Raw genomic sequence first — 24886 nt, 5'->3', positions numbered from 1 at the left:
TTTTTTGAAAGAGGAGCGTTTGAAAGATGGAAAAACAATATGAAAATGTTCCCCTGCATGAAGGGGAGCGCGTCGATGATCTGCTGACGCAGAATTTGCATATCATTCAAAGTCCCGAAGTGTTCAGTTTTTCGATGGATGCCGTGCTGTTGGGACAGTTTGCTTCGATCCCGGCACGCGGGCGCGTGCTTGATCTCTGTACGGGCAACGGCGTGATTCCGCTGCTGCTGTCGACACGGACCAAGGCTTCGATCGAGGGTGTGGAGATTCAGGAGCGTCTGGCGGATATGGCGCAGCGCAGTATCACGATGAACCGTCTGCAGGATCGGATCAAGATCCATACGGCAGACCTTAAGACTTTCCATGAAACGGCGGGACACGGCATGTATGATGCTGTGACGGTGAATCCCCCGTATACGGCGCTGACTGGCAGCGAGATCAAAGCGAACCGGCATGAAGCGATTGCCCGGCATGAGATTCACTGCACGCTTGAAGATGTGGTCCAGGCCTGCGGTCGACTCGTCAAGCAGGGCGGCAAAGTGTCGATGGTGCACCGGCCGCATCGCTTGGCGGATATTCTGACGCTGATGCGGCAGTACAAGATTGAGCCGAAACGGGTACGTTTCGTGCATCCGCGGGCAGGGATGGAAGCCAATATGGTATTGGTGGAAGGCCTGCGCGACGGCAAGCCCGAGATGCGTATTCTGCCGCCGCTGATCGTATACAACGAACAAGGCGAATACTGTGAAGAAATTATGACGATTTATTACGGAAAAAGTGCACGCTGATCCAACCTGGTGATTCGCCTAGAGAGAAGCAGGTTGAAGCGATGCGCCGGTCAGAAGGAGGTCTATGATGCAGGTGCAAAAAAGCTTCGAACCGAACGGAAGCGGTGCCGGTACGCTGTACTTGGTGGCAACGCCGATCGGCAATCTGGAAGATATGACATACCGGGCGGTTCGGACACTCAAAGAATGCGAACTGATCGCGGCGGAAGATACCCGGCAGACGCGCAAACTGCTGACACATTTCGAAATTGTGCCGCAGAAATTGTTCAGCTATCATGAGCACAACAAGGCGGCCAGCGGGCCCGAACTGATACGCTATATAATAGAAGGAAAAAATCTGGCCCTGGTGAGCGATGCCGGTCTGCCGGCCGTTTCGGACCCCGGATCGGACCTGGTCAAGCTTGCCATCGAGGCGGGAATCGCCATCGTTCCGGTGCCGGGAGCCAATGCCGCGCTGTCCGCGCTGATTGTCTCCGGTCTGTCGACGGAACGGTTTACTTTTGCCGGATTTCTGCCGCGCGACAACAAAGACCGGCGCGAAGCGCTGGAGGCGCTGGGCGGACTTGAAGGCACGCTGCTGTTCTACGAATCGCCGCATCGGGTCATCAAGACCGTGGAAGCGATGCTCGAAGCCTGGGGCCCCCGAAAAGCCGTACTGGCGCGGGAGCTGACCAAGCGGCACGAAGAGGTGGCCCGAGGCACGCTGGACGAGCTGCTTCAGCGAATGAACGAGTATCCGCCGCTCGGCGAATACTGCATCGCGGTCGAAGGAGAAAGCCATCAGCAGGCCCAGGAGCGACGGGACGCCTGGTGGCAGACTCTGGAGCTTGAAGATCATGTGGCCCACTACGAGAAACAGGAAGGCCTTTCGCGTAAAGACGCCATGAAGAAAACGGCAGCGGACCGGGGACTTTCCAAACGGGATATTTATAACGCGCTGCTGGATTGATTGACACAAAAAGAACCCCTGGGACCCGAAGCCGGGTGTCCAGAGGTGCAAGGAGATATCAAAAAGGTTAGAATTAACGGAGTTGGATGAAACTTGTTGGCCTAAATCGGTTGGGTGTAAAACGTTTACTTCGTCACTGGAGCGGGAATTTCCGATACGCAGTCGTAACAAACGATTTTGCCTTTGAAATAAGTGACGTTATCGGCATTTCCGCAGAAGATGCAGGCCGGTTCGTACTTTTTCAGCATAATGCGTTCTCCGTCCACGTAGATTTCCAGCGCGTCCTTCTCGCCGATGCTCAGAGTACGGCGCAGTTCGATCGGAATTACGACACGGCCCAATTCGTCTACTTTTCTGACAATGCCAGTCGATTTCATCATAATAGGTTGCCCCCCGGAAAATGTGAATTTAAAAGGTTAGCGGAGATGACGCAAGCGGCGAATCGATCCGTCTTGAAAGAAGGCGTTTTGGCTTGTGCATTCACCCAATGCCATTATTCGACAATGTTCTAGCTTTTATGCTCCTCATAATAACAATGTTTCCCAGAACAGTCAACCCAAAAACACTGAATGTTTCCTTAAAATTTGATAAAAATAAAATTTACCTGAAAAAATTCTTGGAAGTTCGCTTAAAATCAAAAAATAGGCCTTCAGAAGCTCAAAGGATAGAATTGGGGAAAGAATACCGGTTTTAAGACAAAATACGACAAAAAATAGGGTATTTATGAGTTCCGCTTAAAGGAGTGAGAAAAATGCCGAACTATATCAAACCGCTGCGTGAAGAAAAAGTATTCAAAGATCCCGTACACAATTACGTGCATGTGCAGGACCGGACCATCTGGTCGCTCATCAATACCTCGGAATTCCAAAGGCTGCGCCGGATCCGCCAGTTGGGAGCGACTTATCTGACTTTTCATGGGGCCGAACACAGCCGTTTCTCGCATTCGCTCGGCGTCTACGAGATCACCCGGCGTATCATCTCCCAATTCGAGCGCAACAATTATCCGGATTGGCCGGTCGAAGAAAATATGGTCGCGATGTGCGCTGCCCTGCTGCATGACCTGGGACACGGTCCTTTTTCCCACTCGATCGAAGAAGCTTTCCATATGCATCATGAAGACTGGACCTGCAAAATCATTCTGGGCGATACGGACGTCAACCGGGTGCTGCGCGAGGTGTCGGAAGACCTGCCCGACCGGGTCGCTTCGGTCATCCGCAAAGACTACGAACAAGAGATTGTCGTGAATCTGATTACCAGCCCGCTCGATGCGGACCGGATGGATTATCTGCTTCGGGATGCCTATTTTACCGGAGTCAATTACGGGACGATCGATATCGACCGGATTCTGCGCATGCTGCGCCCCTATAATGGAAGAATCGTGGTCAAAGAATCGGGTATGCACGCTGTGGAGGACTATCTGATGGCGCGCTACCAGATGTATTGGCAGGTTTATTTCCACCCCGTAACGCGAAGTTCGGAGATCATTTTGCGCCAGATTTTCCGTCGGGCGAGAGAATTGTATCAAGAAGGATACGCCTTCGCTTTCCTGCCCCAACCGCTTCCCGGTTTATTTGAAGACAGGTTGACGGTCAAGGAATATCTGAAATTGGATGAAGCGCTTATTCAAACGACCTTCATGCAGTGGAGCGACGAGTCCGATTCGATCTTGAGCGAACTGTGCTGCCGATTCCTCCACCGCAGACTGTATAAATATGTAGAGGTCGATTCGATCGACATGGATACGATTCACCGAATTCGAAGCAGCTTTGAGCAGGCCGGTCTGAATCCGAATTACGACTTCGAAATCGACTTTCCAACCGACCTGCCCTACGATGTATTCCGTCCGGACGATTCGAAACGCGGAAGCCAGATTTTACTATTAAATAAACAGGATGAATTGAGAGAAATTTCCGAAGTTTCAGATATCATTAGATCGATCAGCGGTCTGCACCGCGGAAAATACCATCTCTATTATCCGCACCACAAACTGGCTGAAGTCATCGGGCAGCTCCCTCCGGAAATTGCGGCAATTTTCCCGATTTCGCCGGATTAAGAGCGATTTTAAGGGAAATGGGACACGCTGTTTAGAGGTTTCAGCTTTTTGCAAAACAGTCGAAAGCCTATGAAAACGAATCAGGCGGCCCTTACCCGGCTGCCCATTTTTATGAAAAGGGGACCTGATCATGTTATTCGATACTCATACCCACATGGATGCACCCGAATTTGAGGAAGACCGCGACGAGGCGATTGCCCGTGCCGTCGAAGCCGGAGTCGGCCGGATGGTCAATATCGGGTTCAACCGGGAGACGATTCCCACCACGTTGGCACTGGCCGAAAAGTATCCGTTCGTCTATGCGGCCATCGGCTGGCACCCGGTTGATGCGATCGATATGCAGGAAGGAGACCTGGAATGGATCGAGTCGCTGTGCAGCCATGAGAAAGTGGTCGCAATCGGCGAGATCGGACTTGATTACCATTGGGACAAATCGCCGAAGGACGTCCAGCATCGGGTCCTGCGGGAGCAGATCGCGCTAGCCAAACGGGTTAAACTGCCGATCGTCATCCACAACCGTGAAGCGCACGAAGATACGATCCGAATCCTGAAAGAAGAAAATGCGTCGGAAGTCGGAGGGATCATGCACGCGTTCTCCGGCAGTTGGGAAACGGCCAAGATCTGCCTGGATATGGGCTTCCATCTTTCGTTCGGCGGACCGGTCACTTTCAAGAATGCCAAGCAGCCCAAAGAGGTGCTCGAGAAGACGCCGATGGACCGTCTGCTGATCGAAACCGATTCTCCTTATTTGACTCCGCATCCGTACCGGGGGAAGCGAAACGAAACCGCCTATGTTCGTCTGGTCGCCGAGACCGCTGCCCTCTTAAAAGGCGTTTCTCTGGAAGAAATTGCCGATTGCACAACGAAAAATGCCAATAAGCTTTTTGGTATCAGATAAGAAAGAGAGTAAAACGGGCAAAAACGGGAGTATTTACGAGGTATTAATCTCTTTGGCCGGAAAAAGGACAGAAGATTACAATTTTTTAACCTTTTAGTCTCAAAAACGTCAAAACGGCCGCCTTTACAAACGACTGCGAAAAAAGCTATTATCTTGTCAGTGATTAATCCGGCCGTATGTTCGGTTAATCCGATAAATTCATGTACCGTCTCGCTGAATCTTCGTCAAACATAACGAAGAACGGGGGAACCCGAAGCGGCCTGCCCGAGTAAAACCCGACGCTCTGCGTCCGGATCAAGCAGCCGTGGTCGATTCCTTTTTCAACTGGGTCTACGGGGTGAATTGGAGAACTTCTCGCCATGAGCGGAACAACCTCCATAGGACGACTCTCTTCGTCCGAACCCGACAGCTAACCTCGTAAGCGTAAAATAAGAGAGAGGCAGCCACGCGCCTTATGTTTTCCTCAGATCGTCAACTCGTCGATTTTATAAGAGGGAAGCCCGCGGAAGAGTCCTCTTAAGATTTTTTTAAGTCCTCTTCCCCAGGCTTCTTTTGTTTTATGGCAGTTTCTGCCGAGGGATCAGCGTACATAAGTGTGGAAGTAATGGCTGGGCTTTTAGAACGGGATGAACGTAGAAACGGCAGGCCAGCCGTCTTGACCGAACCGGGGCCGCTTTTTGAAGCGGAACGGGTTTCGGGAGCAGGGAGCGGAAGAAATCGGGAACCCCCGATTTTGGTCCTGGGCGTTTCTACGAAAAAATAGCAAGTAGTCACGTCAATTTTTCTCATGTATATACTTGACGGCGGGGCTATGGAGGAGGACGGAAGAGTGGGCATTTTCACGAAAGAAGACACCCATGGTTCACGATCATCCAGCATGACTTACGCTTGGCGTTGGAAACGCCAGAACGGGCTTCAGATTTTGGGTGTCGCATTATTCGTCGTTGCGGTTGTAACGATGGTGCTGCTCGGACTGTATGCGCAGGCCGAAAAGCAGATCGTGCTGATCGTAGACGGAAAAGAACAAACGCTGTCCACGCACAAAGGCAGTTTGCAGGAAGTGCTGGACGAGCATTCGCTCAGCCTCAAACCGCAAGACGACGTATCGATGTCGCTTGGCGCTTCGATTCAGGACGGAGACCAGATCTCCGTAACTACGGCTCTGCCGGTTACCCTGACAATCGACGGCAAAAGCGAACAGCGGTATACGACCAGCAGAATCGTTTCGGCCGCGCTGGAAGGCTGGAACGTGAAGCTGGGCCAATTCGACAAGATTTCGGTTCCGGTTAGTTCGGAACTGCAAAGCGGTGCGGAAGTCGCCATTACTTCGGCCGTTCCGGTGACCCTGTCGGTCGACGGCAAGAGCAAACAGGCTTATACCGCCGAGAAGACGGTTGAAGCTGCACTTGCAGACTGGAAAGTCGAGTTCGGAACCCACGACAAGATTTCGGTTCCGCTCAGTTCGACTGTCGAAAAAGACAGCAAGATCGAGATCACGACTGCTATTCCAATCCAGGTTACGGTAGGCGGCGAGTCCAAAACGACTTATACGACTGCAAGAACCGTAGAATCGGCTTTGTCGGCTCTGGAAGTCAAACTCGACGAGAACGACAAGGTATATCCGGGCGCTACGACTCCGCTGACGGAGAATGCGAACGTATCGGTATACCGCATCAACAAGTTTACGGCCGAACAGGAAATCAAAATCCCTTACAAGACGATCGAGAAGGAAGATTCCTCGCTGCTCAAAGGCAAAACCAAAAGGGTTCAAGCCGGCGTTGAAGGCGTTGTAGTCCATACCCTCGAGAAAGTCTACCAAGACGGGGAATTTGTTACGAAGTACGTCGTCGATAAAAAAGTCAAAACCGAAACGAAGGATGAGATTATCGCCGTCGGCACCAAAGAGCCGGTCGTCGAGAAGACGTTTGCTCCGGCAGCTGCCGCGAAAACAACCTCCTCTTCTTCCAAAGGATTCGAATATAAAACCGTGCTGACCGGTGTAGCCGCGACTGCCTATTCCTCGGAACAACCGGGAATCGGTACGCGTACCGCAACAGGCACGACCGTAGCGGAAGGCCGCACGATCGCCGTGGATCCAAACGTGATCCCGCTGGGATGGTGGGTCTACATCGAAGGCTACGGTTACCGCAAAGCGGAAGACACGGGCAGTGCAATCAAAGGCAAAAAGATCGACATGTATTACGACAGTCTCGGCGCGGCGCTTAACTTCGGCCGCAAGTCCGGTCTGACGATTTACGTGATCGGACCGAACAAGCCGTAAATCGTTCTCCCGACAAGGAATCCGGCGCGGGCGTTTACGCTGACGTCCGCAGGGTGTTATACTCAACCGTATAGGAACGAAACCGAAGAAGAGGAGGTTCTCCTCTTCTTTTTGTTATGAGAGGCGAAGGAGAGGGAACATGATCAAAGAAGTGATTGTCGTGGAAGGGCGCGACGATACGGTCGCGGTTAAGCGGGCGGTCGAGGCGGACACGATCGAGACCGGAGGATCGGCAATCGGAGCCGCGGTCATCCGGCGCGTCAAACTTGCGATGGAGCGCAGAGGCGTTATTATTTTGACGGACCCCGATTTTGCGGGTGAACGGATCCGCAAGATCGTGGCGCAGAAAGTTCCCGGCTGCAAGCATGCTTTTATCCCCGAAGCCGATGCTACCCGCAAAGGGGACATCGGGGTAGAGAACGCTTCGCCGGAGGCGATCCGCCTTGCGCTGGAGCGGGTACACACGGAGATGCCGGGCGGCGAGAGCCAGATCGACTGGCAGGACCTGATCGAAGCGGGACTGATCGTCCACCAACAAGCGGCTGCAAGACGGATGGCCATGGGCAATCTGCTCGGGATCGGCTACTGCAACGGCAAACAGTTTCACAATCGGCTGCGCATGTTCCAGATCTCCCGCCAGGAGTTCGTCGATGCGCTGTCCCAAATCGAAAACGAAGGATCGTGAGTTCATGAACGAAAAAGAAGGCATCGCTTCACCGAAGCGAACCAAGGAAATTATCGACAAGCACCGATTCTCATTCAAAAAAAGTCTCGGTCAGAACTTTCTGATCGATCAAAATATTCTGGGTAAAATTGTGGCTGCCGCCGATCTGGATACGACCAAAGGCGCGCTTGAGATCGGACCCGGCATCGGCGCCTTGACGGAGAAGCTTGCCCTGAACGCGGGAGAAGTGACAGCCGTCGAGATCGACCGCCGGCTTATTCCGATTCTCCAGGACGTACTGAGCCCGTACGGCAACGTAACGATCCGCCAGGCGGACGTACTCAAGGTGGATCTGAAGGCGCTGTTCGAGGAATCGTTCGCGCGCAGCGAGAAGGTCAGTGTCGTCGCCAACCTGCCGTATTACGTGACGACTCCGATTCTCATGAAGCTGCTTGAAGAGAAACTGCCGCTCGAGAATATCGTCGTCATGATCCAGAAGGAAGTCGCCGAGCGGATGTCGGCATCGCCGGGAGGCAAGGAATACGGAAGCCTCAGCATCGCCGTGCAGTACTACAGCGAGCCGGAGCTGGTCTGCATCGTGCCGCGCACGGTGTTTATTCCGCAGCCCAACGTCGAGTCCGCCGTCATTCGTTTGAAGGTGCGCGAGAAGCCGCCGGTCGAGCTGGAAGACGAAGAGCACTTCTTTACGCTGGTTCAAGCTTCGTTTACACAGCGGCGCAAGACGATCGCGAACAACCTGCGCGCCCGCTACTTCCCGGGAGAAGGACGTGAACGGATGGAGCAGCTGCTGCAGGAGGCGGACATCGCGCCTACACGCCGGGCAGAGACCGTATCCATCGAAGAATACGCACGGTTGAGCGGGATTTTCCTCAGAGAAGGGCTGCGCTGAACGGCTGCAAAATGGCGCCCTGAATTGACAAAAATCCCCCGTTGACAAGGTAGAAATGATACTGCTATAATGATTAATTTGCCTTGACAAGATACTCTCAAAATGTTACAATTGAGTGTATTGAGAGAGGTGGTTGAGAAGAATGGCACATCAAACGCTATCGGATATCAAACGCAGTCTCGACGCTCACGTAGGACACCGCATCATGCTTCGCGCCAATGGCGGACGACGCAAGACGGTTGAGCAAACCGGAGTCCTTGAAGGAACTTATCCGGCGGTATTTACAGTTATGCTTGAAGAAGAAGCCGAACATGCTTCGGGCCGCGTTTCTTATAGTTATGCTGACGTTTTGACCGAGACGGTTGAACTTTCGCTGATGAAAGACGATTCGGCTACGCCGATCGCTTACGCCAGCGTCTGATTCGCCCGGGTTTTTAGAAAGGCGGTTTTCGCTCACGCGGAAGCCGCCTTTGTTCGTCTCAAGAACACCGGCGGCAGGTTCGGGAAATAGACTTTGTGTCCGATTTTGCATATAATAGCTAAAGTTCAATTTGAGAGGGAAGCCGGGATTCCGGTCAGAATGCAGGGGCGGTGGAGAGCTTGTACATTTACGAAAAAGCGCCGGCAAAGATCAATCTGATGCTGGACGTTTTACATAAAAGGCAGGATGGGTTTCACGAAGTGGAAATGGTGATGACGATGGTCGATCTGGCCGATCGTTTGACGCTAAGCGATCCGGGCGGCAGCCGTATCTCGCTGTCGAGCCAGTCGGGTTATATTCCGCTGGACGACAAGAATCTCGCGGTCAAGGCGGCACGCCTGCTGCGGCAGCGCTTCGGCATAAGCCGCGGCGTGCATATGCATCTGGAGAAGCGTATTCCGGTAGCCGCCGGGCTGGCCGGCGGCAGCAGCGATGCCGCTGCCGCTCTGCGCGGACTGAACCGGCTGTGGGAACTTGGCCTATCCATGGCCGAACTGGAAGAACTGGGCGCCGAGCTGGGCTCGGATGTGCCTTTTTGCGTACGCGGCGGCACTGCGCTGGCTACGGGCCGGGGAGAGAAGCTTGCGACCCTCCCGAATCCTCCGCGCTGCTGGGTCGTTCTGGCGAAGCCTCCGATCAATGTCTCGACGGCGGATGTCTACGGCAATCTCAAAGCAGCGCAGATCGGGAATCATCCTTCGGCTTCGGGAATGAAGGATGCCTTGGAGAGGGGCTCGTTCGGAGATGTGTGCGGCGGTCTTGGCAATGTGCTGGAAGATGTGACGCTGAAGCTGTATCCCGGTGTGGGCCGTTTGAAAAAGGTCATGGAGAACCTGGGGGCCGACGGCGTGCTGATGTCCGGCAGCGGACCGACGGTATTCGGCCTGGCAGCCAAGGAAGAGAAAGCCAAGCGGATCTGCAACGGGCTTCGGGGCTTCTGCGAAGAAGTATACGCCGTCAGAACCCTGGGATAACCCGAGCCGGATTCAAGCCGAACCTTTTTTAAAAGATTTGTTGACCGAAACTCGCTATTTTGGGAATTTCATAAAAGACTCACTTGTACAGACACGTACAAAGATGTTATATTTTTTATAAAATATTCGGATTTAGCGAGGAAACCCTAGTGAAAAAATTAAAACGAAGTGCACGATTGGTAGAGTTGACCCAGTTCCTGCTGGCCAGACCGCACACTCTGATTCCGCTCACGACCTTTGCGGATAGATACGGAGCGGCAAAGTCGTCGATCAGTGAAGATCTGGCGATTATCAAGGAAGTGTTCGAAGAAGAAGGCATGGGCGAGCTGCAGACGCTGGCCGGAGCCGCAGGCGGCGTCAAGTACATCCCGCGGGTATCGGAAGAGCGGGCGCTTGGCATCATCGACAAAGTCTGCCGCAAGCTGGAAGAACCGGGACGCATTCTGCCGGGCGGTTATCTCTACATGTCGGATCTGCTCGGGCAGCCGCATCTCGTGAACGAGATCGGCGATATTTTTGCGACCATTTTCGGCGGGAAGAATATCGACGTGGTGATGACGGTCGAAACGAAAGGCATTCCGATCGCTTACGCCACGGGTGCCAAACTGAATCTGCCGGTTGTCCTCGTTCGCCGTGACCACCAGGTGACGGAAGGCTCGGCGGTCAGTATCAATTACGTATCGGGTTCGCACAAGAGCATTCATACGATGACGCTGTCGCGGCGGGCGATGAAGGAAAAGTCCCGTGTGCTGATCGTGGACGACTTCATGAAAGCGGGCGGAACCGTACGCGGCATGATCGACCTGCTGGCCGAGTTCAATGCGGAGGTTGCCGGAGTGGGCGTTCTGCTCGATTCGGGTTCGGTGGATTCGGAAGAGCGTCTATTCGAGGAATATGTGTCGTTGGTGACGCTGGAGACGGTCGATTCCAAGGCACGTACGGTAGGCGTTAAGCCGGGCAACTATTTCGAAAAATAACGGCGATCGCATTTTTTGAAAAAATCGGCTTCACAAGCATTTCCTCTTCGGGAAATGCTTTTTTTTGTTCGAAAGAACCTTTTCCTTCAAAATGAAGGCAAATGATTCGAAATGGCTTCCAAAAGGCTGAAACCATTTCATGAACCTAACGTATTGATAACGAGTTTCAACGGAAAATGGCGGTATCTGTCGATTTCGTGAAGAAAACGAAAAAAATTCGAAATTCCTGAATTTGCGCCCGCAAAAAGAAGGATTTCGGATACCGGTGTGGAATAATACACCAAGTCTTCTAATGATAAAGGTGGTGAACCTAAATGGAAATTACGGCTGTTAGACTCCGCCGCGTCAACTCCGAAGGTAGAATGAAGGCAATCGCTTCGATTACCATCGACGACGAGTTTGTCGTTCACGACATTCGGGTGATCGACGGAAATAACGGAATGTTCGTTGCAATGCCAAGCAAGCGTACACCGGACGGAGAATTCCGGGATATCGCCCATCCGATCTCTTCGGGCACCCGCGAGAAGATCCAAGCTGCCGTTCTGGACGAATACGAGCGTGCAGGCGTGGAAGGCGCGGAAATCGAAGAAGACATCGAGGAAGGCGCGTAAGCCACACATAATCAGATAGAACGGGGAGCCGGGGGATTCGGTTCCCTTTTCTTTTTGCCGGGAATGCGATATATTCAGTATAGTAAAAAGATCAAATTCGCATCTGTGCCAAGCGCGGACGCATTTCGCGTGCGGATGAATGACATAGACGCAGCAGAAGACGCAGAAATAGCGGCCGAAGGGTCGAATCCTTAATAACCGTCGCCTCCAGAGGCAACGGTTATTTCCGGGTAAACAAAGAGGAGGCGGAGCATTGAAGAGGATGGCGATTGTTCTTGCCGCCGGCAAGGGCAAACGAATGAAGTCGAAGCTGTATAAGGTGCTGCATCCGGTATGCGGCAAGCCGATGGTGGGACACGTGGTAGACACGGTCCGCCGCACGAACAGCGAGCGTACGGTAGTCATCGTGGGCCACGGTGCGGAAGAAGTGAAATCCTACCTTGGCGACCAGGCGGATTACGCGCTTCAAGCCGAGCAGCTCGGTACGGGCCACGCCGTACGCCAGGCGGAGGAACTTCTGGGCAAGGAAGAAGGAACGACGATTCTGATCTGCGGGGATACGCCGCTCGTCCGTGCGGAAACGATCGAAGCGATGATCGCCCTGCACGAAGGCGAAGGAGCGGCAGCGACCATTCTGACGGCGGTTCCCGAGGATCCGACCGGTCTTGGACGCATTATCCGCGGAGAAGACGGCGGCGTACTGCGTATCGTCGAACAGAAAGACTGCTCGCCGGAAGAAAATGCCGTAAAAGAAATCAATACGGGCACCTACTGTTTCGACAACCGCAAACTGTTCGAAGCGCTGGCCAAAGTCACGAACGAGAATGCCCAAGGCGAATACTACATTACGGACGTAATCGGGATTTTGCAGGGTGAAGGGGAGAAGATTGCCGCCTACGCCACGCAGGACCTGACCGAGTCGATCGGTGTCAACGACCGCGTCGTGCTGTCCCAGGCTGAAGCGGCGATGCGCGAGCGCATCGTACGCGGACATATGCTGGGCGGCGTCACCGTAATCGATCCGTCTTCGACCTATATCGGCGCCGATGTCCAAATCGGTTCCGATACCGTCCTCTATCCGGGTACCGTGATTAAAGGACAAACCGTAATCGGGGAAGACTGCACGATCGGTCCCAACAGCGAGATCGAAAATGCGGAAATCGGCGACGGCACCAGCGTATCCCATTCCGTGATCCGCGATTCCAAAGTCGGCGATCACGTGTCTGTCGGACCGTTCGCCCACCTGCGTCCGGGTTCAAGCCTGGCGGAGGGCGTAAAAGTCGGCAACTTCGTCGAAGTGAAAAATGCCGAGATCGGGCAGGATTCCAAAGTCTCCCACCTGAGCTATGTGGGTGACGCCAAAGTCGGCAGCCGGGTCAATATCGGCTGCGGAGCCATCACCGTCAATTACGACGGATTCAACAAGTCGCTGACCGAGATCGAAGACGATGCTTTTGTCGGCAGCAATGTGAACCTGATCGCACCGGTGCACGTCGGACAAGGAGCCTACGTGGTGGCCGGTTCGACGATCACCAAGCAGGTGCCGGCAGGGGACCTGGCCATTGGAAGAGCGCGCCAGGAAAACAAGCCGGGTTATGCCGATAAGATCAAGGCTCGCGCCAAAGCGAAAAAGGAAGCGGGCAAAAGCAACTAAACGGCAAAGCGCAGCTCCGTTTCCCTACCGATTTGGATAATCGGTTCGGGAACGGCACTGCGCTTCGGGAGTTCGAGACGTCGGAAAGCTGAAGCTCCGCAATCCGCGCAAGCGGTATTGTTTTACCGGAGACCGGACGGCCTTAGGCTGCCCGGTCCACTAATGACCAGCACGGAGGGTTTACACTACTATGACTTATTGCGATTCAAAGCTGAAAATATTCACGTGCAATTCGAACCCCAAGCTGGCGAACCAGATCGCCGACTATATCGGAATTCCGATGGGAGAATCGCACACGACGAGCTTTAGTGACGGAGAGATCCAGGTCAAATTGTCCGAAAGCGTGCGCGGAAGCCACGTGTACATCATTCAGTCGACTTGTTTACCCGTCAACGACAATCTGATGGAACTGCTGGTCATGGTCGACGCGCTGAAACGCGCTTCCGCAAAAAGCATTAACGTTGTCATTCCTTATTACGGCTATGCCCGTCAAGACCGCAAGGCACGCTCGCGCGATCCGATTACGGCCAAACTGGTCGCGGATCTGATCGAGAAGGCCGGTGCCCATCGCGTTATCGCGATGGACCTGCATGCGATGCAGATTCAGGGCTTCTTCGACATCCCGGTCGATCACCTTCTGGGCGTGCCGATTCTGGCGCAGTATTTCCGGTCGAAACAAATCGAGAATCCGATCGTGGTCTCGCCGGACCACGGCGGCGTTGTGCGCGCACGCAAACTGGCGGACCTGCTTAACGCTCCGCTGGCAATCATCGACAAACGCCGTCCGGAACCGAACGTCAGCGAAGTCATGAACATTATCGGGAATATCGAAGGCAAAACGGCGATCCTGATCGATGACATCATCGACACGGCCGGTACGATCGTACTCGGTGCGAACGCATTGGTCGAAGGCGGAGCCAAAGAAGTCTACGCCTGCTGCACGCATCCGGTCCTGTCCGGACCGGCAATGGAACGTCTCGAGAATTCGCCTCTAAAAGAAGTGATCGTGACCGATACGATTCCGATCACGCATCCCAATCCGACAAACAAACTCAAAGTGCTGTCCGTGGCTCCGCTGCTGGGCGAAGCGATCATTCGCGTGCACGAAGAGCTGTCGATCAGCAAGCTGTTTGAAATCTGATTGTTGCGATCGCCATAAGACCTATGCGGGTTACGCCCCCTTCTCCGAAGGAGCGTAACCCTTCTCGGCGTGACCCGTTCCCGGGTTGACCGGGAAGCGTGCAGGCCGGGACCTCAGTATCCCGGACGAGAGAGAAACACATAGCGGCCGCGGTGGTAAAGCGAACGGCCGATTTCGATAAAGCTTTCGTGAATGCCGGTGACCATTCCGATATCCACAGGGACATCGTGGTGATAGACTTCGACAGGCACGCCGGCGTTCATGTGATCGTGGAAGTGACGGTTGTCTTTGAGCAAAGCTCCGAATTTGTACATGCCGCTTTACAGCTCCTTTGTTGAAGGGACTGGCACGGCGCACTGCAGCCAGGCTGCAGCGTTCCGTGCTTTTGTCTCTACTATGCTTTATCCGTATATTGTAACAAAAATACGCATCAGAACCATAACGATTGCAGGCGAGGAGTCGTAGCGGATGAAATGGATCGTAGGTCTGGGGAATCCCGGCAAAAATTATGAAAAAACGCGTCATAACGTCGGGTTCATGGCTTTGGACCGTCTGGCGCAGAAACACGGCATTTCCATCAATCAGAGCAAGTGCAAAGCGCTGATCGGAGAAGGCATGATCGGCCGCGAGAAAATCGTATTGATCAAACCGATGACCTTCATGAATCTGTCGGGCGAATCGGTTCGCGCCTATATGGACTATTATAAAGTCGAACTCAAAGATTTGATTGTCGTCTATGACGACCTCGACACCGAAGTCGGCCGCGTCCGGCTGCGCTACCAGGGCAGCGCCGGCGGCCATAACGGCATCAAGTCGATTATTCAGCATACCGGCACACAGACTTTCGATCGTGTACGTATGGGCATTTCCCGCCCGCAGAACGGCATGGCCATTGTCGATTATGTGCTGGCCCCTTTTTCCAAAGCGGAGCAGCCTCTGCTGGACGAAATGATCGAAAAGACATGCGATGCGCTCGAACACAGTCTGGACCATACGTTTGAACAAACGATGGCCCGGTTCAACGGATAAAGAAAGGCTTTGGCGTCGTGCGCCCAGTCGCATCGCAAAGCCTTCGTGCTGTATCCTTTTACTCCATAAGCATAAGAGAGGTGCCCCCCTTGTTAAACGCACTTATCAAAGAAGTTGCCCGGGATCACGACTTCGTCTCGATCAAAGATGCCGTTTCGGCAGGGATGAAGGAACAGCTGGTCGCGGGCTTGTCGGGTTCGGCCCGCCAGCTGATGATGGCGGGTCTGCATCAGGAGCTGGAACGACCGCTGCTGATCGTCACGCACAATATTTTCTCGGCTCAAAAAATCGCGGATGATCTTCAGGAAGCGCTTCCCGAAGGCAGCGTACTGTTCTATCCGGCCAACGAATTGGTTGCGGCGGAATCCGCGATCTCAAGTCCGGAGACCATCGCCCAGCGTATCGAAGTGCTGACTCGCTGTGCGGACGGATTCAAAGGAGTACTTGTCGTACCGTTTTCCGGCCTGCGGCGTTTTGTTCCGGATCCGGACGCGATTCGCTCCGCCCAACTGACGATTGAAGAAGGTTCGACCCTCGATCTGGAAGCTTTTCTGATGCGCATGGTCGAACTTGGCTATTCGCGCGTGGAACGTGTGGAGACCCGGGGAGAGATGAGCGTCCGCGGCGGAATCATCGACTTTTTCCCGACGACATCCACGCTTGCTTACCGGGTCGAATTATTCGACGACGAAGTCGATTCGATCCGTACATTCGATCCGGAAGACCAGCGTTCGATCGATAAGGTCAAACGCGTCCGTATTCTCCCGAGCCGCGAACTTGTGGCGAGCGGGGAACGGATGAAGCAGGGAGCCGATGCGGCTGCCGCCCTGCTGGAGAAACAGCTGGATCGTATGACCGACCGCAAAGCCAAGACGGCTCTGCAGCAGGAAATCGGCCGGGAAATCGACCTGCTGCGCCAGCAGATCCATTTCCCAGAAATGTACAAATACGTGTCCCTGATCTATCCGGAACGCCAGACCCTGTACGATTATATGCCGGAAGACACGCTGCTGCTGATGGACGAGCCTTCGCGTCTGCTCGATACGGCGGCGCAGCTCGAACGGGACGAAGCCGAGTGGAATCTGCATCTGCTGCAAAGCGGAAAAAGTCTGCCGGATCTGCCGCTGGCGCTGGAAGGCGACAGCTCGATCTATCAGCGGCCGTTCCAGACGCTGTTCCTCTCGTTGTTCGTCCGCCAGATTCCGCGTACCCATCCGGGACAGGTCGTCAATGTGGTCAGCCGGACCATGCAGGACTTCCACGGACAGATGAACGTGCTGAAGGCCGAGATGGAGCGTTGGAAAAAGTCCAATATGCGCGTCATCATGCTGGCCGGCGACGACGAACGCGCCGCGCGGATCCGTCAGGTGCTGGAAGACTACGAGATCGAGACGCCGGAAATTATGCGGGGCCATCTGCAGGGCGGCTTCGAGCTGCCTTCCGCGCATCTCGTGGTCGTCACGGAAGGCGAACTGTTTGCTCAGAAGCAGCGCAAAGTGCGCAAAAGCACCAGTACCAAGCAGATCGACAATGCCGAGCGGATCAAAAGCTATACCGAGCTGAAGGTCGGCGATTACGTGGTGCACCAAAATCACGGTATCGGCAAATATCTCGGCATCGGCACGCTTGAAGTCGCCGGTATCCACAAAGATTATATGCATATCATGTACGCGGGCGGCGACAAACTGTCCGTACCGATCGAACAGATCGACCTGATCCAGAAATACGTCGGCGCCGAAGACAAGGAACCGAAAGTCTACAAACTCGGCGGCAACGAATGGACAAGAGTCAAGACCAAAGTCCGTTCGTCCGTGCAGGACATTGCCGACGATCTGATCAAACTGTATGCGGAACGCCAGGCTTCGGCCGGTTACAGTTTCGACAAGGATACGCCGGACCAGAACGATTTCGAGAACACGTTCCCTTACGAGGAGACGCGCGATCAGCTGCGGGCGATCCAGGAGATCAAGGGCGATATGGAAATGACCCGTCCGATGGACCGGCTGCTGTGCGGAGACGTGGGCTACGGCAAAACGGAAGTCGCGATCCGCGCGGCGTTCAAAGCGGCGATCGAAGGCAAGCAGGTGGCGATTCTCGTGCCGACGACCATTTTGGCGCAGCAGCATTACGAGACGTTCCGGGAACGCTTCGAAGGGTATCCGTTCAACATCGGCGTGCTCAGCCGTTTCCGCTCGCGCAAAGAACAGAACGAGACGATCAAAGGCGTCAAGCAGGGAACGATCGACGTCATTATCGGTACGCACCGCATCCTATCGCAGGACCTTGTGTTCAAGGATCTCGGCCTGCTGATCGTCGACGAAGAACAGCGGTTCGGCGTGACGCACAAAGAAAAGCTGAAGCGGCTCAAGACCAACGTCGACGTGCTCACGCTGACGGCAACCCCGATTCCGCGTACGCTCCATATGTCCATGCTGGGTGTCCGCGATCTGTCGGTTATCGAGACGCCGCCGGAGAACCGTTTCCCGGTGCAGACGTATGTGGTCGAGTACAGCCCGACGCTCGTTCGCGAAGCGATCGAACGGGAGCTTGCACGCGGCGGACAGGTCTACTACCTGTACAACCGTGTGCAGGGCATCCATGAGAAAGCGGCGGAAATTTCCGAACTCGTTCCGGACGCCCGCGTCAGCGTGGGTCACGGACAGATGAGCGAGCAGGAACTGGAGCGCACGATCCTGGACTTCCTCGAAGGCGAATCGGACGTTCTCGTCAGCACGAGCATCATCGAGACGGGCGTGGACATTCCGAACGTCAATACACTGATTGTGCACGACGCGGACAAGATGGGTCTGTCGCAGCTGTATCAGATGCGCGGGCGCGTCGGCCGTTCCAACCGGATCGCCTATGCCTATTTCTCTTATCAAAAAGACAAGGTGCTGACCGAAGTCGCGGAGAAACGCCTGCAGTCGATCAAGGAATTCACCGAACTCGGTTCCGGCTTCAAGATTGCCATGCGCGATCTGTCGATCCGCGGCGCGGGCAATCTGCTCGGCGCGGAACAGTCCGGCTTCATCGCGTCGGTCGGTTTCGACTTGTATTCGCAGATGCTGGCCGAAGAAATCCAGAAGCGCAAAATCTCGATGCTCGGCGAAGCGCCGGCGGAAGACAAGCACTGGAGCACGATGATCGACCTGTCGATCGACGCGTATCTCCCGGCGGATTATATTTACGACAGTATCCAGAAGATCGAAATTTACAAAAAGGTCGCGGCGGCCACGACATTCGAGGATGTGCTTGAACTGGAAGACGAACTGCTCGACCGGTTCGGCGAACTGCCGGAAGCCGTCGTTCGTCTGATGCAGGTCGCCCGCTTCAAAATTTACGGCCGTTCGTACGGTATCGAAAGCATCGCGAGAAAAGGAGACGATCTTGCGGTTACTTTCTACGACGGACAAGAGAAAGCCGCCGATCCGTCCAAACTTGCGCAAATTGGAAATCGATTCGAAAGCAGTGTACAATTTAAGCAGGGTACACCTCTTGCATTCCAGATCAAAGGCAGGAACCTGCCGGAATCCGGGCGTCTCGAGACGCTGGAACGGGTTCTGGATGCCCTCCAAGAAGCGTTCAAATCGAAGGGAGAACTTCATGATGCAGTTAAGTCATAAAAAATGGGGAAAATTGGCGTCGCTCGGAGCCGTTGCGGTATTGTCTTTTTCCGTACTGGCCGCCTGCGGCGACAAAGCCGATAACGAGGCCAAACCGGCTGCGGAGACCAACAGCGGAACCGAAACGGCCAAACCGGCCGATACGGCGACAACCGATACCAACACGACCGACGCCAAGCCGGCCGACGACAGCAAAGTCCTGGCCACTTACGACGGGGGAACGGTAACGGAAGACCAGTTCAACACCGAACTGAACGTCATGAAATTCCTGCAGCCGACCTACGCGTCGATGATGGATTCGAGCGAAATCAAGAACTACATGCTGGACCAGCAGATCGCTTACAGCTATCTGGAAGGCAAAGCAAGCGACGAAGAAAAGAAAAAAGGCACGGAGATGGCCAAAGCGCAGGTTGACCAATTCAAGACCCAGGTCGATCAAGCGCAGTTCGATACGCTCCTCAAAGATCAAAGTATTACGGAAGCGGACCTCACCGCCTATATGACCCAGGTGATGACGGCCGTTCAGCATATGTCCAACCAAGTGAAGGACGCCGATGTGCAAAAAGAATATAATGCGAACAAAGAGGCTTATATCACGGCCAACGTCCGTCATATCCTGATCAATTTCAAAGACGCCGAAGAAAAGGAACGTACGGATGCCGAGACGCTGAAGCTGGCCAAAGAAGCCAAAGCCAGAGTTGACGGCGGCGAAGACTTTGCCAAAGTTGCCGAAGAACTGTCGGAAGATCCAGGCTCGGCTTCGAACGGCGGATTGTACGAAAATGCCGCGGTCAACGACTGGGTCGAACCCTTCAAAAAAGCCGCATTGGAACAAAAAATCGGGGTAGTGGGCGATCCGGTCAAAACGGAATACGGCTACCATGTCATCAAGGTGGAAAAAAGAACGGAAACCTTGACCGACGAAGTAAAAGAAACCATTCGCAGCACCCTCGCGTCCACCAAGATGCAGGACTTCCTCGATAACGACCTTGCGGGCATTACGAAGAGCAAGGAAGAGTTCAAGGAAGAAGCGCCGGCGACAGAAGGCACTGAAGGTACGCCTACGGAAGGAACTGACGCACCAGTTACTGAAGATCCAAGCAATGAAACTTCTCAAAAAGCTCCTACTAGCAAAGAAGTTTTTAATTACGTTATGAATCAATTTGATCAGCTTACCAATGAAGGAGAAAATTATGATGCAGAATCCATGGACCCGGTTGTTCTAGAGAAAGCTGCAAAGCATTTTTCTATGACTATAGAAGAAGTGACCAAAATTTTCGATGAAGAGGCCAGCAAAGGAGGAGCAGCAGGGAAATAAACTAAGAGTATTTTTAAAAAAACCTAAAAAATGATTGAATTTGAAAATAGCGCGGTTCACGCGCTATTTTTTTGAGCCGAAAAATGGCCGGATATCCCAGGGATTCCGGCAAGAAAGGAGGCCGCGGCGTGAAGACATCCACCTCGTCGGGTCTGCTCAGAGGCGCCTTTATTCTTGGCGCCGCGGCGATCCTGTCCAAACTGATCGGCACGCTTCAGAAGATCCCGCTGCAAAATATCGGCGGCGACGGCGTATTCGGCATCTATACGACCGTTTATTCGTTTTATGCGTTTCTGGCCGTCTTCGTGACGGCTGCCCTGCCGGCGGCGATCTCCAAACATGTAGCCGAGAGGCTGGCCGGTGCGGATGAACACGGCGTTCGAAACGTGCTTCGCGCGGGTCTGCTCGCCGGCTGCTTCGCCGGGTTTGTGATGGCATTGGGGATGTGGAGCCTGGCGCCGCTGCTCTCCGGTTGGATCGGGAGCGAGCATACGTTGGTTCCGCTGCGCGCCATAGCGATAGCGCTGCTTGTCGTTCCTCCCATGGCTGCGCTGCGCGGCTTCTTCCAAGGACAGCAGCAGGCGCTGCCGACGGCCGTATCGCAGGTGGCGGAGCAGATTGTCCGCGTAGGCGTGATGATTGCGCTGCTGCTGACGCTGAACGCCGCAGGAGCGTCCGACGAGCGGATCGCCGCAGGCGCCGCTCTGGGCTCCTTTGCGGGCGGCCTGGCCGGTCTGGTCGTCATGCTGGTGTTCTGGCAGCGTTATCGGCGAAACCGGAAAGCGGGCAGGCCAAAAGGAATTGCCGAAGTTCCGCCTTCCGGCGGTCTGACGGCCAACCCGGCCTATCGGCTCGAGCCTTCTGCCGATCCGGAAGGCGGCTCTGTGGGCCGCTGGATCAAAACGCTGATGATCTATGCCGTACCGGTATTTATCGGTTCCCTGTCCCAGCCGCTGCTCGGACTGGTCGATACGCTGACCGTGCCGCGCATGCTTCAAAACGGAGGCTGGGGAGACCTCGCCGCCATGGAGCAGTTCGGCGTCTACAACCGCGGGATTCCGATCGTCCAGCTTGTCTTCATGCTGGCGACTTCGCTGTCGACGCTGCTGCTGCCGGCAATCGCCGAAGCCAAAGCCCGGGGCGAAGAAGGCCGAATCGCGATGTCGGCTTCGGTCGCGCTGCGCTGGTTGTGGCTGCTCGGCCTGACGGCTGCGGGAGGCCTTGCCGTGCTGGCCGGGCCGGTCAACGTCATGCTGTACGCCGATGCCCAAGGGACGGAAGCGCTGCGCTGGACCGCCCTGTCCGCCGCAGGCGGCACGCTTGGCATCGTATCCGCCGCGCTGCTGCAGGGCATGGGCGCTGTCCGTGCCCCCGCGCTGTTCCTGCTCGTCTCGGCTGCGCTCAAGCTTGTGCTCAATCTGCTGCTGGTGCCGCAGATGGGCATCGCCGGCGCCGCTCTCGCCGGCGCCGTCTCCTACATGGTCGCCGCGCTGCTCGGCGTCCTGATGCTCGCCCGCCTGACCGGGCTGCGCGCCAACGGCCGCCGGACGCTGCTTCAGCCCCTGCTGCTGGCGGGGCTGACGGCGCTGGCCGCCTATGCCGCCCGTCTGCTGACGGACGGCATCCTGACCGCCGCGGGTCTCGGCGGCCGCACGGGGGCGCTGCTGACGAGCGCCGCTGGCGTCTCCGTGGGTCTGCTCGCTTTTGCCGCCGCGCTCGTCTATACCCGTGCGGTATCGGACGCGGAGCTGTCCGCACTGCCCGGCGGCGCGAAACTCGCCGCCCTGGCGCGGGGGCTGCGCCGCGAAACCTGAGCCCGCACAAGGCGGTCCGGTCCTTTTTGGCGAACAAAGCCTTTTGCCTGAATGGGGAACGCCTGTACGCATTTAGGATTCGCAATTCACCGGAACCCGTGATATAGTGGTTAAATGCGAGGTGCAGCGGAAGGGGAGGAAGCGGCAATGGGTAAGGGAATTACGGTCGTTGGACTGGGGTCCGGCGATCCGGACCAGCTCACATTGGGCATATGGAAGATTCTTCAGAGCGCAGGCTCGATTTATGTGCGGACGAAGGAGCATCCGGTCATGAGCCGGATTGCGGCCGAAGGCATTGTATTCGATTCGTTCGACGGGGTCTACGAGTCGAACGAATCGTTCGGGGACGTCTACGAGACGATTGCCCGGAAGTTGATCGAACAGGCGCAGGCGGCGGAGATTGTCTATGCGGTACCCGGGCACCCGATGGTGGCCGAGAAGACCGTGCTGCTGCTGCGCGAATATGCGGAGCAGGCGGGAGTCTCCCTGACCGTACTCGGCGGAGAAAGTTTTCTCGATCAAGCCTTTGTCCGGCTCGGTTTCGATCCGATCGAAGGATTCCAGCTGCTGGACTCTTCGAACGTAACGGTAGAACTGATCCGCCCTTCCCTGCATACGCTGATCGGCCAGGTCTACGATTCGCTGACCGCTTCGGAGGTTAAACTCGGATTGATGGATGTGTATCCCGACGACTATCCGGTTGTGGTAGGACATGCGCTTGGCGTGGAAGGGGAAGAGCGGATTGTTCGCGTCCCTCTCTACGAGCTGGATCGCCTGGACGGGTACGGCAACCTGTCGCTTGTCTACATACCGCGCAGCGAAGACGAATCGCTTCGGGCCGCAAGCTTCGGAAGATTGCACGAAATCGTCGGTATCCTTCGCAGCCCCGGCGGCTGTCCCTGGGATATCGAGCAGACCCATGCTTCGATTCGCAAGAATCTGATCGAAGAGACCTACGAAGTGCTGGAGACGATCGACGACGACGATCCGGACCATATGCGGGAAGAGCTTGGCGATCTGCTGCTGCAGATCCTGCTGCATTCCCGCATGGAAGAAGAGATCGGCACGTTCAACGTTTACGACGTGATTCGGGGGTTGAACGAGAAGTTGATCTTCCGCCATCCGCACGTGTTCGGCGACAAAGCTGCCGGAAGCGCCGAGGAAGCGTTGAAAAACTGGGATGCCATGAAGGCGCAGGAGAAGCAGATGCGGGGCGAAGACGCGCCGGAAGCTTCTCTGCTGGATGGGGTTCCGAGAGACCTTCCCGCGCTGATGAAGGCGTACAAGCTCCAGAAGAAAGCGGCAAAAGCCGGTTTCGACTGGGAAACGATCGAAGGCGCACTGTCCAAGATCGAAGAAGAGCTCGCCGAGCTCAGAAGCGGATTGGCCGAGGGGGCCGATCCGGAATCGCTTAAGCTTGAATTGGGCGATCTGCTCTTTTCCGCGGTCAACGCGTCCCGTTTCCTGGATGCCGATCCCGAAGAAGCGCTGTCTCTCGTCAACAACAAGTTCCGCCGCCGTTTCCGCTATATCGAGGACAAGCTGCGCGAGCGCGGCAGTTCCCCGCAGAGCAGCACGCTTGAAGAGATGGATGCGCTGTGGAACGAAGCGAAACGGTCGGAATAAGGCGAAGCGGCACTATTTTTACAGCGTCCGCCCGCGAAAAGAGGAATAAGCCTTTTTATCCAGAATATGAGGATGAGGTCTACTCAAGCGAGCGGTCCGACCCACAGATAACCGCGGCGGTGCGGATCATTCCCGCGCTCCGCTTATCATTTTGAGCGTCACGATTCACGCCCCGGCCTGTCCGGACTCCGGTCCGGCGGCCGATGCGAAGAAACTCGGACGCGACTTTAAAATCCCGGGAGGAATGAAACCAATGAATAAAACAGAACTGATCAACAGCATCGCGGAAAAAAGCGGCGTAGGCAAAAAAGAAGTCGAAGCGGTACTTAACGGCTTTATGGACGGCGTAACCGAAGCACTCGCAGGCGGCGACAAAGTTCAATTGATCGGTTTCGGTACGTTCGAAACCCGCAAACGTGCAGGCCGTACGGGCCGCAACCCGCAAACCGGCGAACCGATTACAATCGCCGAATCCAGTGTTCCTGCATTCAAAGCGGGCAACAAACTCAAAGACGCGGTTAAGTAATTATGCGTGTCGATAAATTCCTGAAAGTGTCCAGGCTCATTAAGCGTCGTACCGTAGCCAAAGACGTGTCCGAACAGGGACGTGTCCTGATCAACGGCCGCGAAGCCAAGCCCAGCGCTTCGGTGAAAGTCGGCGATGAAATTACCGTGCAGTTCGGCCAGAAGCTCGTTACCGTTCGCGTCGAACGCATTGCCGACACGACCCGTAAAGACGAAGCGGCAGGCATGTATACCGTAGTCAAAGAAGAGCCTATTCCCAGAGAAGAAGGCTTTCCCTTCTGATTGCTGTTTGATAACCGAAAAAGACGTTTCCGCTGAGGCGGAAACGTCTTTTTCGTCTAATTTTGCGGATTTGCGCGTCATTTCGCCTTTTATTGTGTTAATGTGTAAGGTAAGTGACGAAGTTAGGCAGTAAAGACTATTGACCACATTCAAATCCGGCAAGAATAGTTCCCTTGCTCTATCCAACTTGTCGACTTGCTTGCCGATAAAGAAGTAGAGCTGTGTGCCGAAGTCCTTTTTTTCAAAAGAACATCGGTCCGCTGCAGTAATTTTACATAACAGCCGGCA

At 54.9% G+C, this 24886-nt stretch carries 22 protein-coding genes and 1 riboswitch; of the genes, 20 read left to right on the top strand and 2 right to left on the bottom strand.

Annotated elements, in window-relative coordinates; translation table 11 throughout:
• Nucleotides 1-26 precede the first annotated feature (26 nt).
• Both HRQ60_RS19965 and rsmI read left to right on the top strand, forming a co-directional pair.
• Nucleotides 27-788, top strand: a complete 762-nt coding sequence (locus tag HRQ60_RS19965) for a tRNA1(Val) (adenine(37)-N6)-methyltransferase (protein WP_172199293.1) — start codon at nucleotides 27-29, stop codon at nucleotides 786-788.
• 67 nt (nucleotides 789-855) lie between these two features.
• The gene (gene rsmI, locus HRQ60_RS19960) at nucleotides 856-1737 is read left to right on the top strand and encodes a 16S rRNA (cytidine(1402)-2'-O)-methyltransferase (protein ID WP_172199333.1); all 882 of its coding nucleotides are present in this window, start codon (nucleotides 856-858) and stop codon (nucleotides 1735-1737) included.
• A 125-nt stretch (nucleotides 1738-1862) separates the two neighbouring features.
• On the opposite strand, the gene HRQ60_RS19955 is transcribed toward rsmI, so the two are convergent.
• Nucleotides 1863-2117 (bottom strand): AbrB/MazE/SpoVT family DNA-binding domain-containing protein, encoded by a 255-nt coding sequence (locus tag HRQ60_RS19955; protein ID WP_172199290.1) that lies wholly within the window; start codon nucleotides 2115-2117, stop codon nucleotides 1863-1865.
• A 371-nt stretch (nucleotides 2118-2488) separates the two neighbouring features.
• Here HRQ60_RS19955 and HRQ60_RS19950 point away from each other — a divergent pair, with 371 nt between their 5' ends.
• The 11 genes from HRQ60_RS19950 to HRQ60_RS19900 all read left to right on the top strand — a co-directional run bounded on the left by HRQ60_RS19950 (nucleotide 2489) and on the right by HRQ60_RS19900 (nucleotide 14381).
• On the top strand, nucleotides 2489-3790 hold the full coding sequence (locus HRQ60_RS19950) for an HD domain-containing protein (RefSeq protein ID WP_172199287.1): 1302 nt from the start codon (nucleotides 2489-2491) through the stop codon (nucleotides 3788-3790).
• 130 nt (nucleotides 3791-3920) lie between these two features.
• Nucleotides 3921-4688: a TatD family hydrolase gene (locus HRQ60_RS19945; RefSeq protein WP_172199284.1), complete on the top strand. Its 768-nt coding sequence runs from the start codon at nucleotides 3921-3923 to the stop codon at nucleotides 4686-4688.
• A 201-nt stretch (nucleotides 4689-4889) separates the two neighbouring features.
• Nucleotides 4890-5127: riboswitch (cyclic di-AMP (ydaO/yuaA leader) on the top strand.
• A 390-nt stretch (nucleotides 5128-5517) separates the two neighbouring features.
• Nucleotides 5518-6969 carry a ubiquitin-like domain-containing protein gene (locus tag HRQ60_RS19940; protein WP_172199281.1) on the top strand — a complete coding sequence of 484 codons (1452 nt, stop codon included), beginning with the start codon at nucleotides 5518-5520 and terminating at the stop codon, nucleotides 6967-6969.
• Nucleotides 6970-7108: 139 nt separating this feature from the next.
• Nucleotides 7109-7654, top strand: a complete 546-nt coding sequence (rnmV, locus tag HRQ60_RS19935; protein ID WP_172199278.1) for a ribonuclease M5 — start codon at nucleotides 7109-7111, stop codon at nucleotides 7652-7654.
• 4 nt (nucleotides 7655-7658) lie between these two features.
• Entirely contained in the window at nucleotides 7659-8543 is an 885-nt protein-coding gene (gene rsmA, locus HRQ60_RS19930; RefSeq protein ID WP_172199275.1) for a 16S rRNA (adenine(1518)-N(6)/adenine(1519)-N(6))-dimethyltransferase RsmA, read from the top strand.
• Between the two features lie 142 nt (nucleotides 8544-8685).
• The gene (locus HRQ60_RS19925) at nucleotides 8686-8964 is read left to right on the top strand and encodes a Veg family protein (RefSeq protein WP_150235547.1); all 279 of its coding nucleotides are present in this window, start codon (nucleotides 8686-8688) and stop codon (nucleotides 8962-8964) included.
• A gap of 179 nt (nucleotides 8965-9143) precedes the next feature.
• Nucleotides 9144-9998, top strand: a complete 855-nt coding sequence (ispE, locus tag HRQ60_RS19920; protein ID WP_172199272.1) for a 4-(cytidine 5'-diphospho)-2-C-methyl-D-erythritol kinase — start codon at nucleotides 9144-9146, stop codon at nucleotides 9996-9998.
• Between the two features lie 149 nt (nucleotides 9999-10147).
• On the top strand, nucleotides 10148-10975 hold the full coding sequence (gene purR / locus HRQ60_RS19915) for a pur operon repressor (protein ID WP_172199269.1): 828 nt from the start codon (nucleotides 10148-10150) through the stop codon (nucleotides 10973-10975).
• A 314-nt stretch (nucleotides 10976-11289) separates the two neighbouring features.
• Nucleotides 11290-11586: a septation regulator SpoVG gene (gene spoVG / locus HRQ60_RS19910; protein ID WP_172199266.1), complete on the top strand. Its 297-nt coding sequence runs from the start codon at nucleotides 11290-11292 to the stop codon at nucleotides 11584-11586.
• A gap of 262 nt (nucleotides 11587-11848) precedes the next feature.
• A complete protein-coding gene (glmU, locus tag HRQ60_RS19905; RefSeq protein WP_172199330.1) occupies nucleotides 11849-13240 on the top strand; it encodes a bifunctional UDP-N-acetylglucosamine diphosphorylase/glucosamine-1-phosphate N-acetyltransferase GlmU in 1392 nt (463 codons plus the stop codon).
• Nucleotides 13241-13430: 190 nt separating this feature from the next.
• Complete coding sequence (locus HRQ60_RS19900) at nucleotides 13431-14381, top strand: ribose-phosphate diphosphokinase (protein ID WP_172199263.1); 951 nt, start codon at nucleotides 13431-13433, stop codon at nucleotides 14379-14381.
• A 113-nt stretch (nucleotides 14382-14494) separates the two neighbouring features.
• Here the strand turns inward: HRQ60_RS19900 and HRQ60_RS19895 are convergent, their stop codons facing one another.
• The gene (locus HRQ60_RS19895) at nucleotides 14495-14695 is read right to left on the bottom strand and encodes a hypothetical protein (RefSeq protein WP_172199260.1); all 201 of its coding nucleotides are present in this window, start codon (nucleotides 14693-14695) and stop codon (nucleotides 14495-14497) included.
• 154 nt (nucleotides 14696-14849) lie between these two features.
• Between HRQ60_RS19895 and pth the strand changes: the two genes are divergently transcribed.
• From pth to HRQ60_RS19860, 7 genes are all read left to right on the top strand, one after another.
• A complete protein-coding gene (gene pth, locus HRQ60_RS19890) occupies nucleotides 14850-15410 on the top strand; it encodes an aminoacyl-tRNA hydrolase (protein WP_172199257.1) in 561 nt (186 codons plus the stop codon).
• 89 nt (nucleotides 15411-15499) lie between these two features.
• Nucleotides 15500-19033 carry a transcription-repair coupling factor gene (gene mfd, locus HRQ60_RS19885; protein WP_172199254.1) on the top strand — a complete coding sequence of 1178 codons (3534 nt, stop codon included), beginning with the start codon at nucleotides 15500-15502 and terminating at the stop codon, nucleotides 19031-19033.
• Nucleotides 19014-20351: a peptidylprolyl isomerase gene (locus tag HRQ60_RS19880; RefSeq protein ID WP_172199251.1), complete on the top strand. Its 1338-nt coding sequence runs from the start codon at nucleotides 19014-19016 to the stop codon at nucleotides 20349-20351. Before mfd ends, HRQ60_RS19880 begins: the two co-directional genes overlap by 20 nt.
• 128 nt (nucleotides 20352-20479) lie before the next feature.
• Complete coding sequence (locus HRQ60_RS19875; protein WP_343044754.1) at nucleotides 20480-22165, top strand: putative polysaccharide biosynthesis protein; 1686 nt, start codon at nucleotides 20480-20482, stop codon at nucleotides 22163-22165.
• A 147-nt stretch (nucleotides 22166-22312) separates the two neighbouring features.
• Entirely contained in the window at nucleotides 22313-23791 is a 1479-nt protein-coding gene (gene yabN, locus HRQ60_RS19870) for a bifunctional methyltransferase/pyrophosphohydrolase YabN (protein WP_172199245.1), read from the top strand.
• A gap of 253 nt (nucleotides 23792-24044) precedes the next feature.
• Nucleotides 24045-24317: an HU family DNA-binding protein gene (locus HRQ60_RS19865; protein WP_172199242.1), complete on the top strand. Its 273-nt coding sequence runs from the start codon at nucleotides 24045-24047 to the stop codon at nucleotides 24315-24317.
• 2 nt (nucleotides 24318-24319) lie between these two features.
• A complete protein-coding gene (locus HRQ60_RS19860; RefSeq protein WP_172199239.1) occupies nucleotides 24320-24598 on the top strand; it encodes an RNA-binding S4 domain-containing protein in 279 nt (92 codons plus the stop codon).
• Nucleotides 24599-24886: the final 288 nt, after the last annotated feature.

This window comes from Saccharibacillus qingshengii (assembly GCF_013185195.1).
In the GTDB taxonomy this organism is placed as follows: Bacteria; Bacillota; Bacilli; order Paenibacillales; family Paenibacillaceae; genus Saccharibacillus; species Saccharibacillus qingshengii.
The sequence above is the reverse complement of the archived record's forward strand: the minus strand, read 5'-3'. Positions and strand labels throughout refer to the sequence as shown.

Excerpts from the sequence above, each read along its gene's own strand:
- spoVG (WP_172199266.1), top strand. The coding sequence starts at position 11,290 with ATGGAAATTACGGCTGTTAGACTCCGCCGCGTCAACTCCGAAGGTAGA.
- rsmI (WP_172199333.1), top strand. The coding sequence starts at position 856 with ATGCAGGTGCAAAAAAGCTTCGAACCGAACGGAAGCGGTGCCGGTACG.
- HRQ60_RS19965 (WP_172199293.1), top strand. The coding sequence starts at position 27 with ATGGAAAAACAATATGAAAATGTTCCCCTGCATGAAGGGGAGCGCGTC.
- HRQ60_RS19950 (WP_172199287.1), top strand. The coding sequence starts at position 2,489 with ATGCCGAACTATATCAAACCGCTGCGTGAAGAAAAAGTATTCAAAGAT.
- HRQ60_RS19865 (WP_172199242.1), top strand. The coding sequence starts at position 24,045 with ATGAATAAAACAGAACTGATCAACAGCATCGCGGAAAAAAGCGGCGTA.
- HRQ60_RS19925 (WP_150235547.1), top strand. The coding sequence starts at position 8,686 with ATGGCACATCAAACGCTATCGGATATCAAACGCAGTCTCGACGCTCAC.
- HRQ60_RS19900 (WP_172199263.1), top strand. The coding sequence starts at position 13,431 with ATGACTTATTGCGATTCAAAGCTGAAAATATTCACGTGCAATTCGAAC.
- HRQ60_RS19860 (WP_172199239.1), top strand. The coding sequence starts at position 24,320 with ATGCGTGTCGATAAATTCCTGAAAGTGTCCAGGCTCATTAAGCGTCGT.
- HRQ60_RS19945 (WP_172199284.1), top strand. The coding sequence starts at position 3,921 with ATGTTATTCGATACTCATACCCACATGGATGCACCCGAATTTGAGGAA.
- yabN (WP_172199245.1), top strand. The coding sequence starts at position 22,313 with ATGGGTAAGGGAATTACGGTCGTTGGACTGGGGTCCGGCGATCCGGAC.
- glmU (WP_172199330.1), top strand. The coding sequence starts at position 11,849 with ATGGCGATTGTTCTTGCCGCCGGCAAGGGCAAACGAATGAAGTCGAAG.
- HRQ60_RS19955 (WP_172199290.1), bottom strand. The coding sequence starts at position 2,117 with ATGATGAAATCGACTGGCATTGTCAGAAAAGTAGACGAATTGGGCCGT.
- HRQ60_RS19880 (WP_172199251.1), top strand. The coding sequence starts at position 19,014 with ATGATGCAGTTAAGTCATAAAAAATGGGGAAAATTGGCGTCGCTCGGA.
- rsmA (WP_172199275.1), top strand. The coding sequence starts at position 7,659 with ATGAACGAAAAAGAAGGCATCGCTTCACCGAAGCGAACCAAGGAAATT.
- HRQ60_RS19895 (WP_172199260.1), bottom strand. The coding sequence starts at position 14,695 with ATGTACAAATTCGGAGCTTTGCTCAAAGACAACCGTCACTTCCACGAT.
- pth (WP_172199257.1), top strand. The coding sequence starts at position 14,850 with ATGAAATGGATCGTAGGTCTGGGGAATCCCGGCAAAAATTATGAAAAA.
- rnmV (WP_172199278.1), top strand. The coding sequence starts at position 7,109 with ATGATCAAAGAAGTGATTGTCGTGGAAGGGCGCGACGATACGGTCGCG.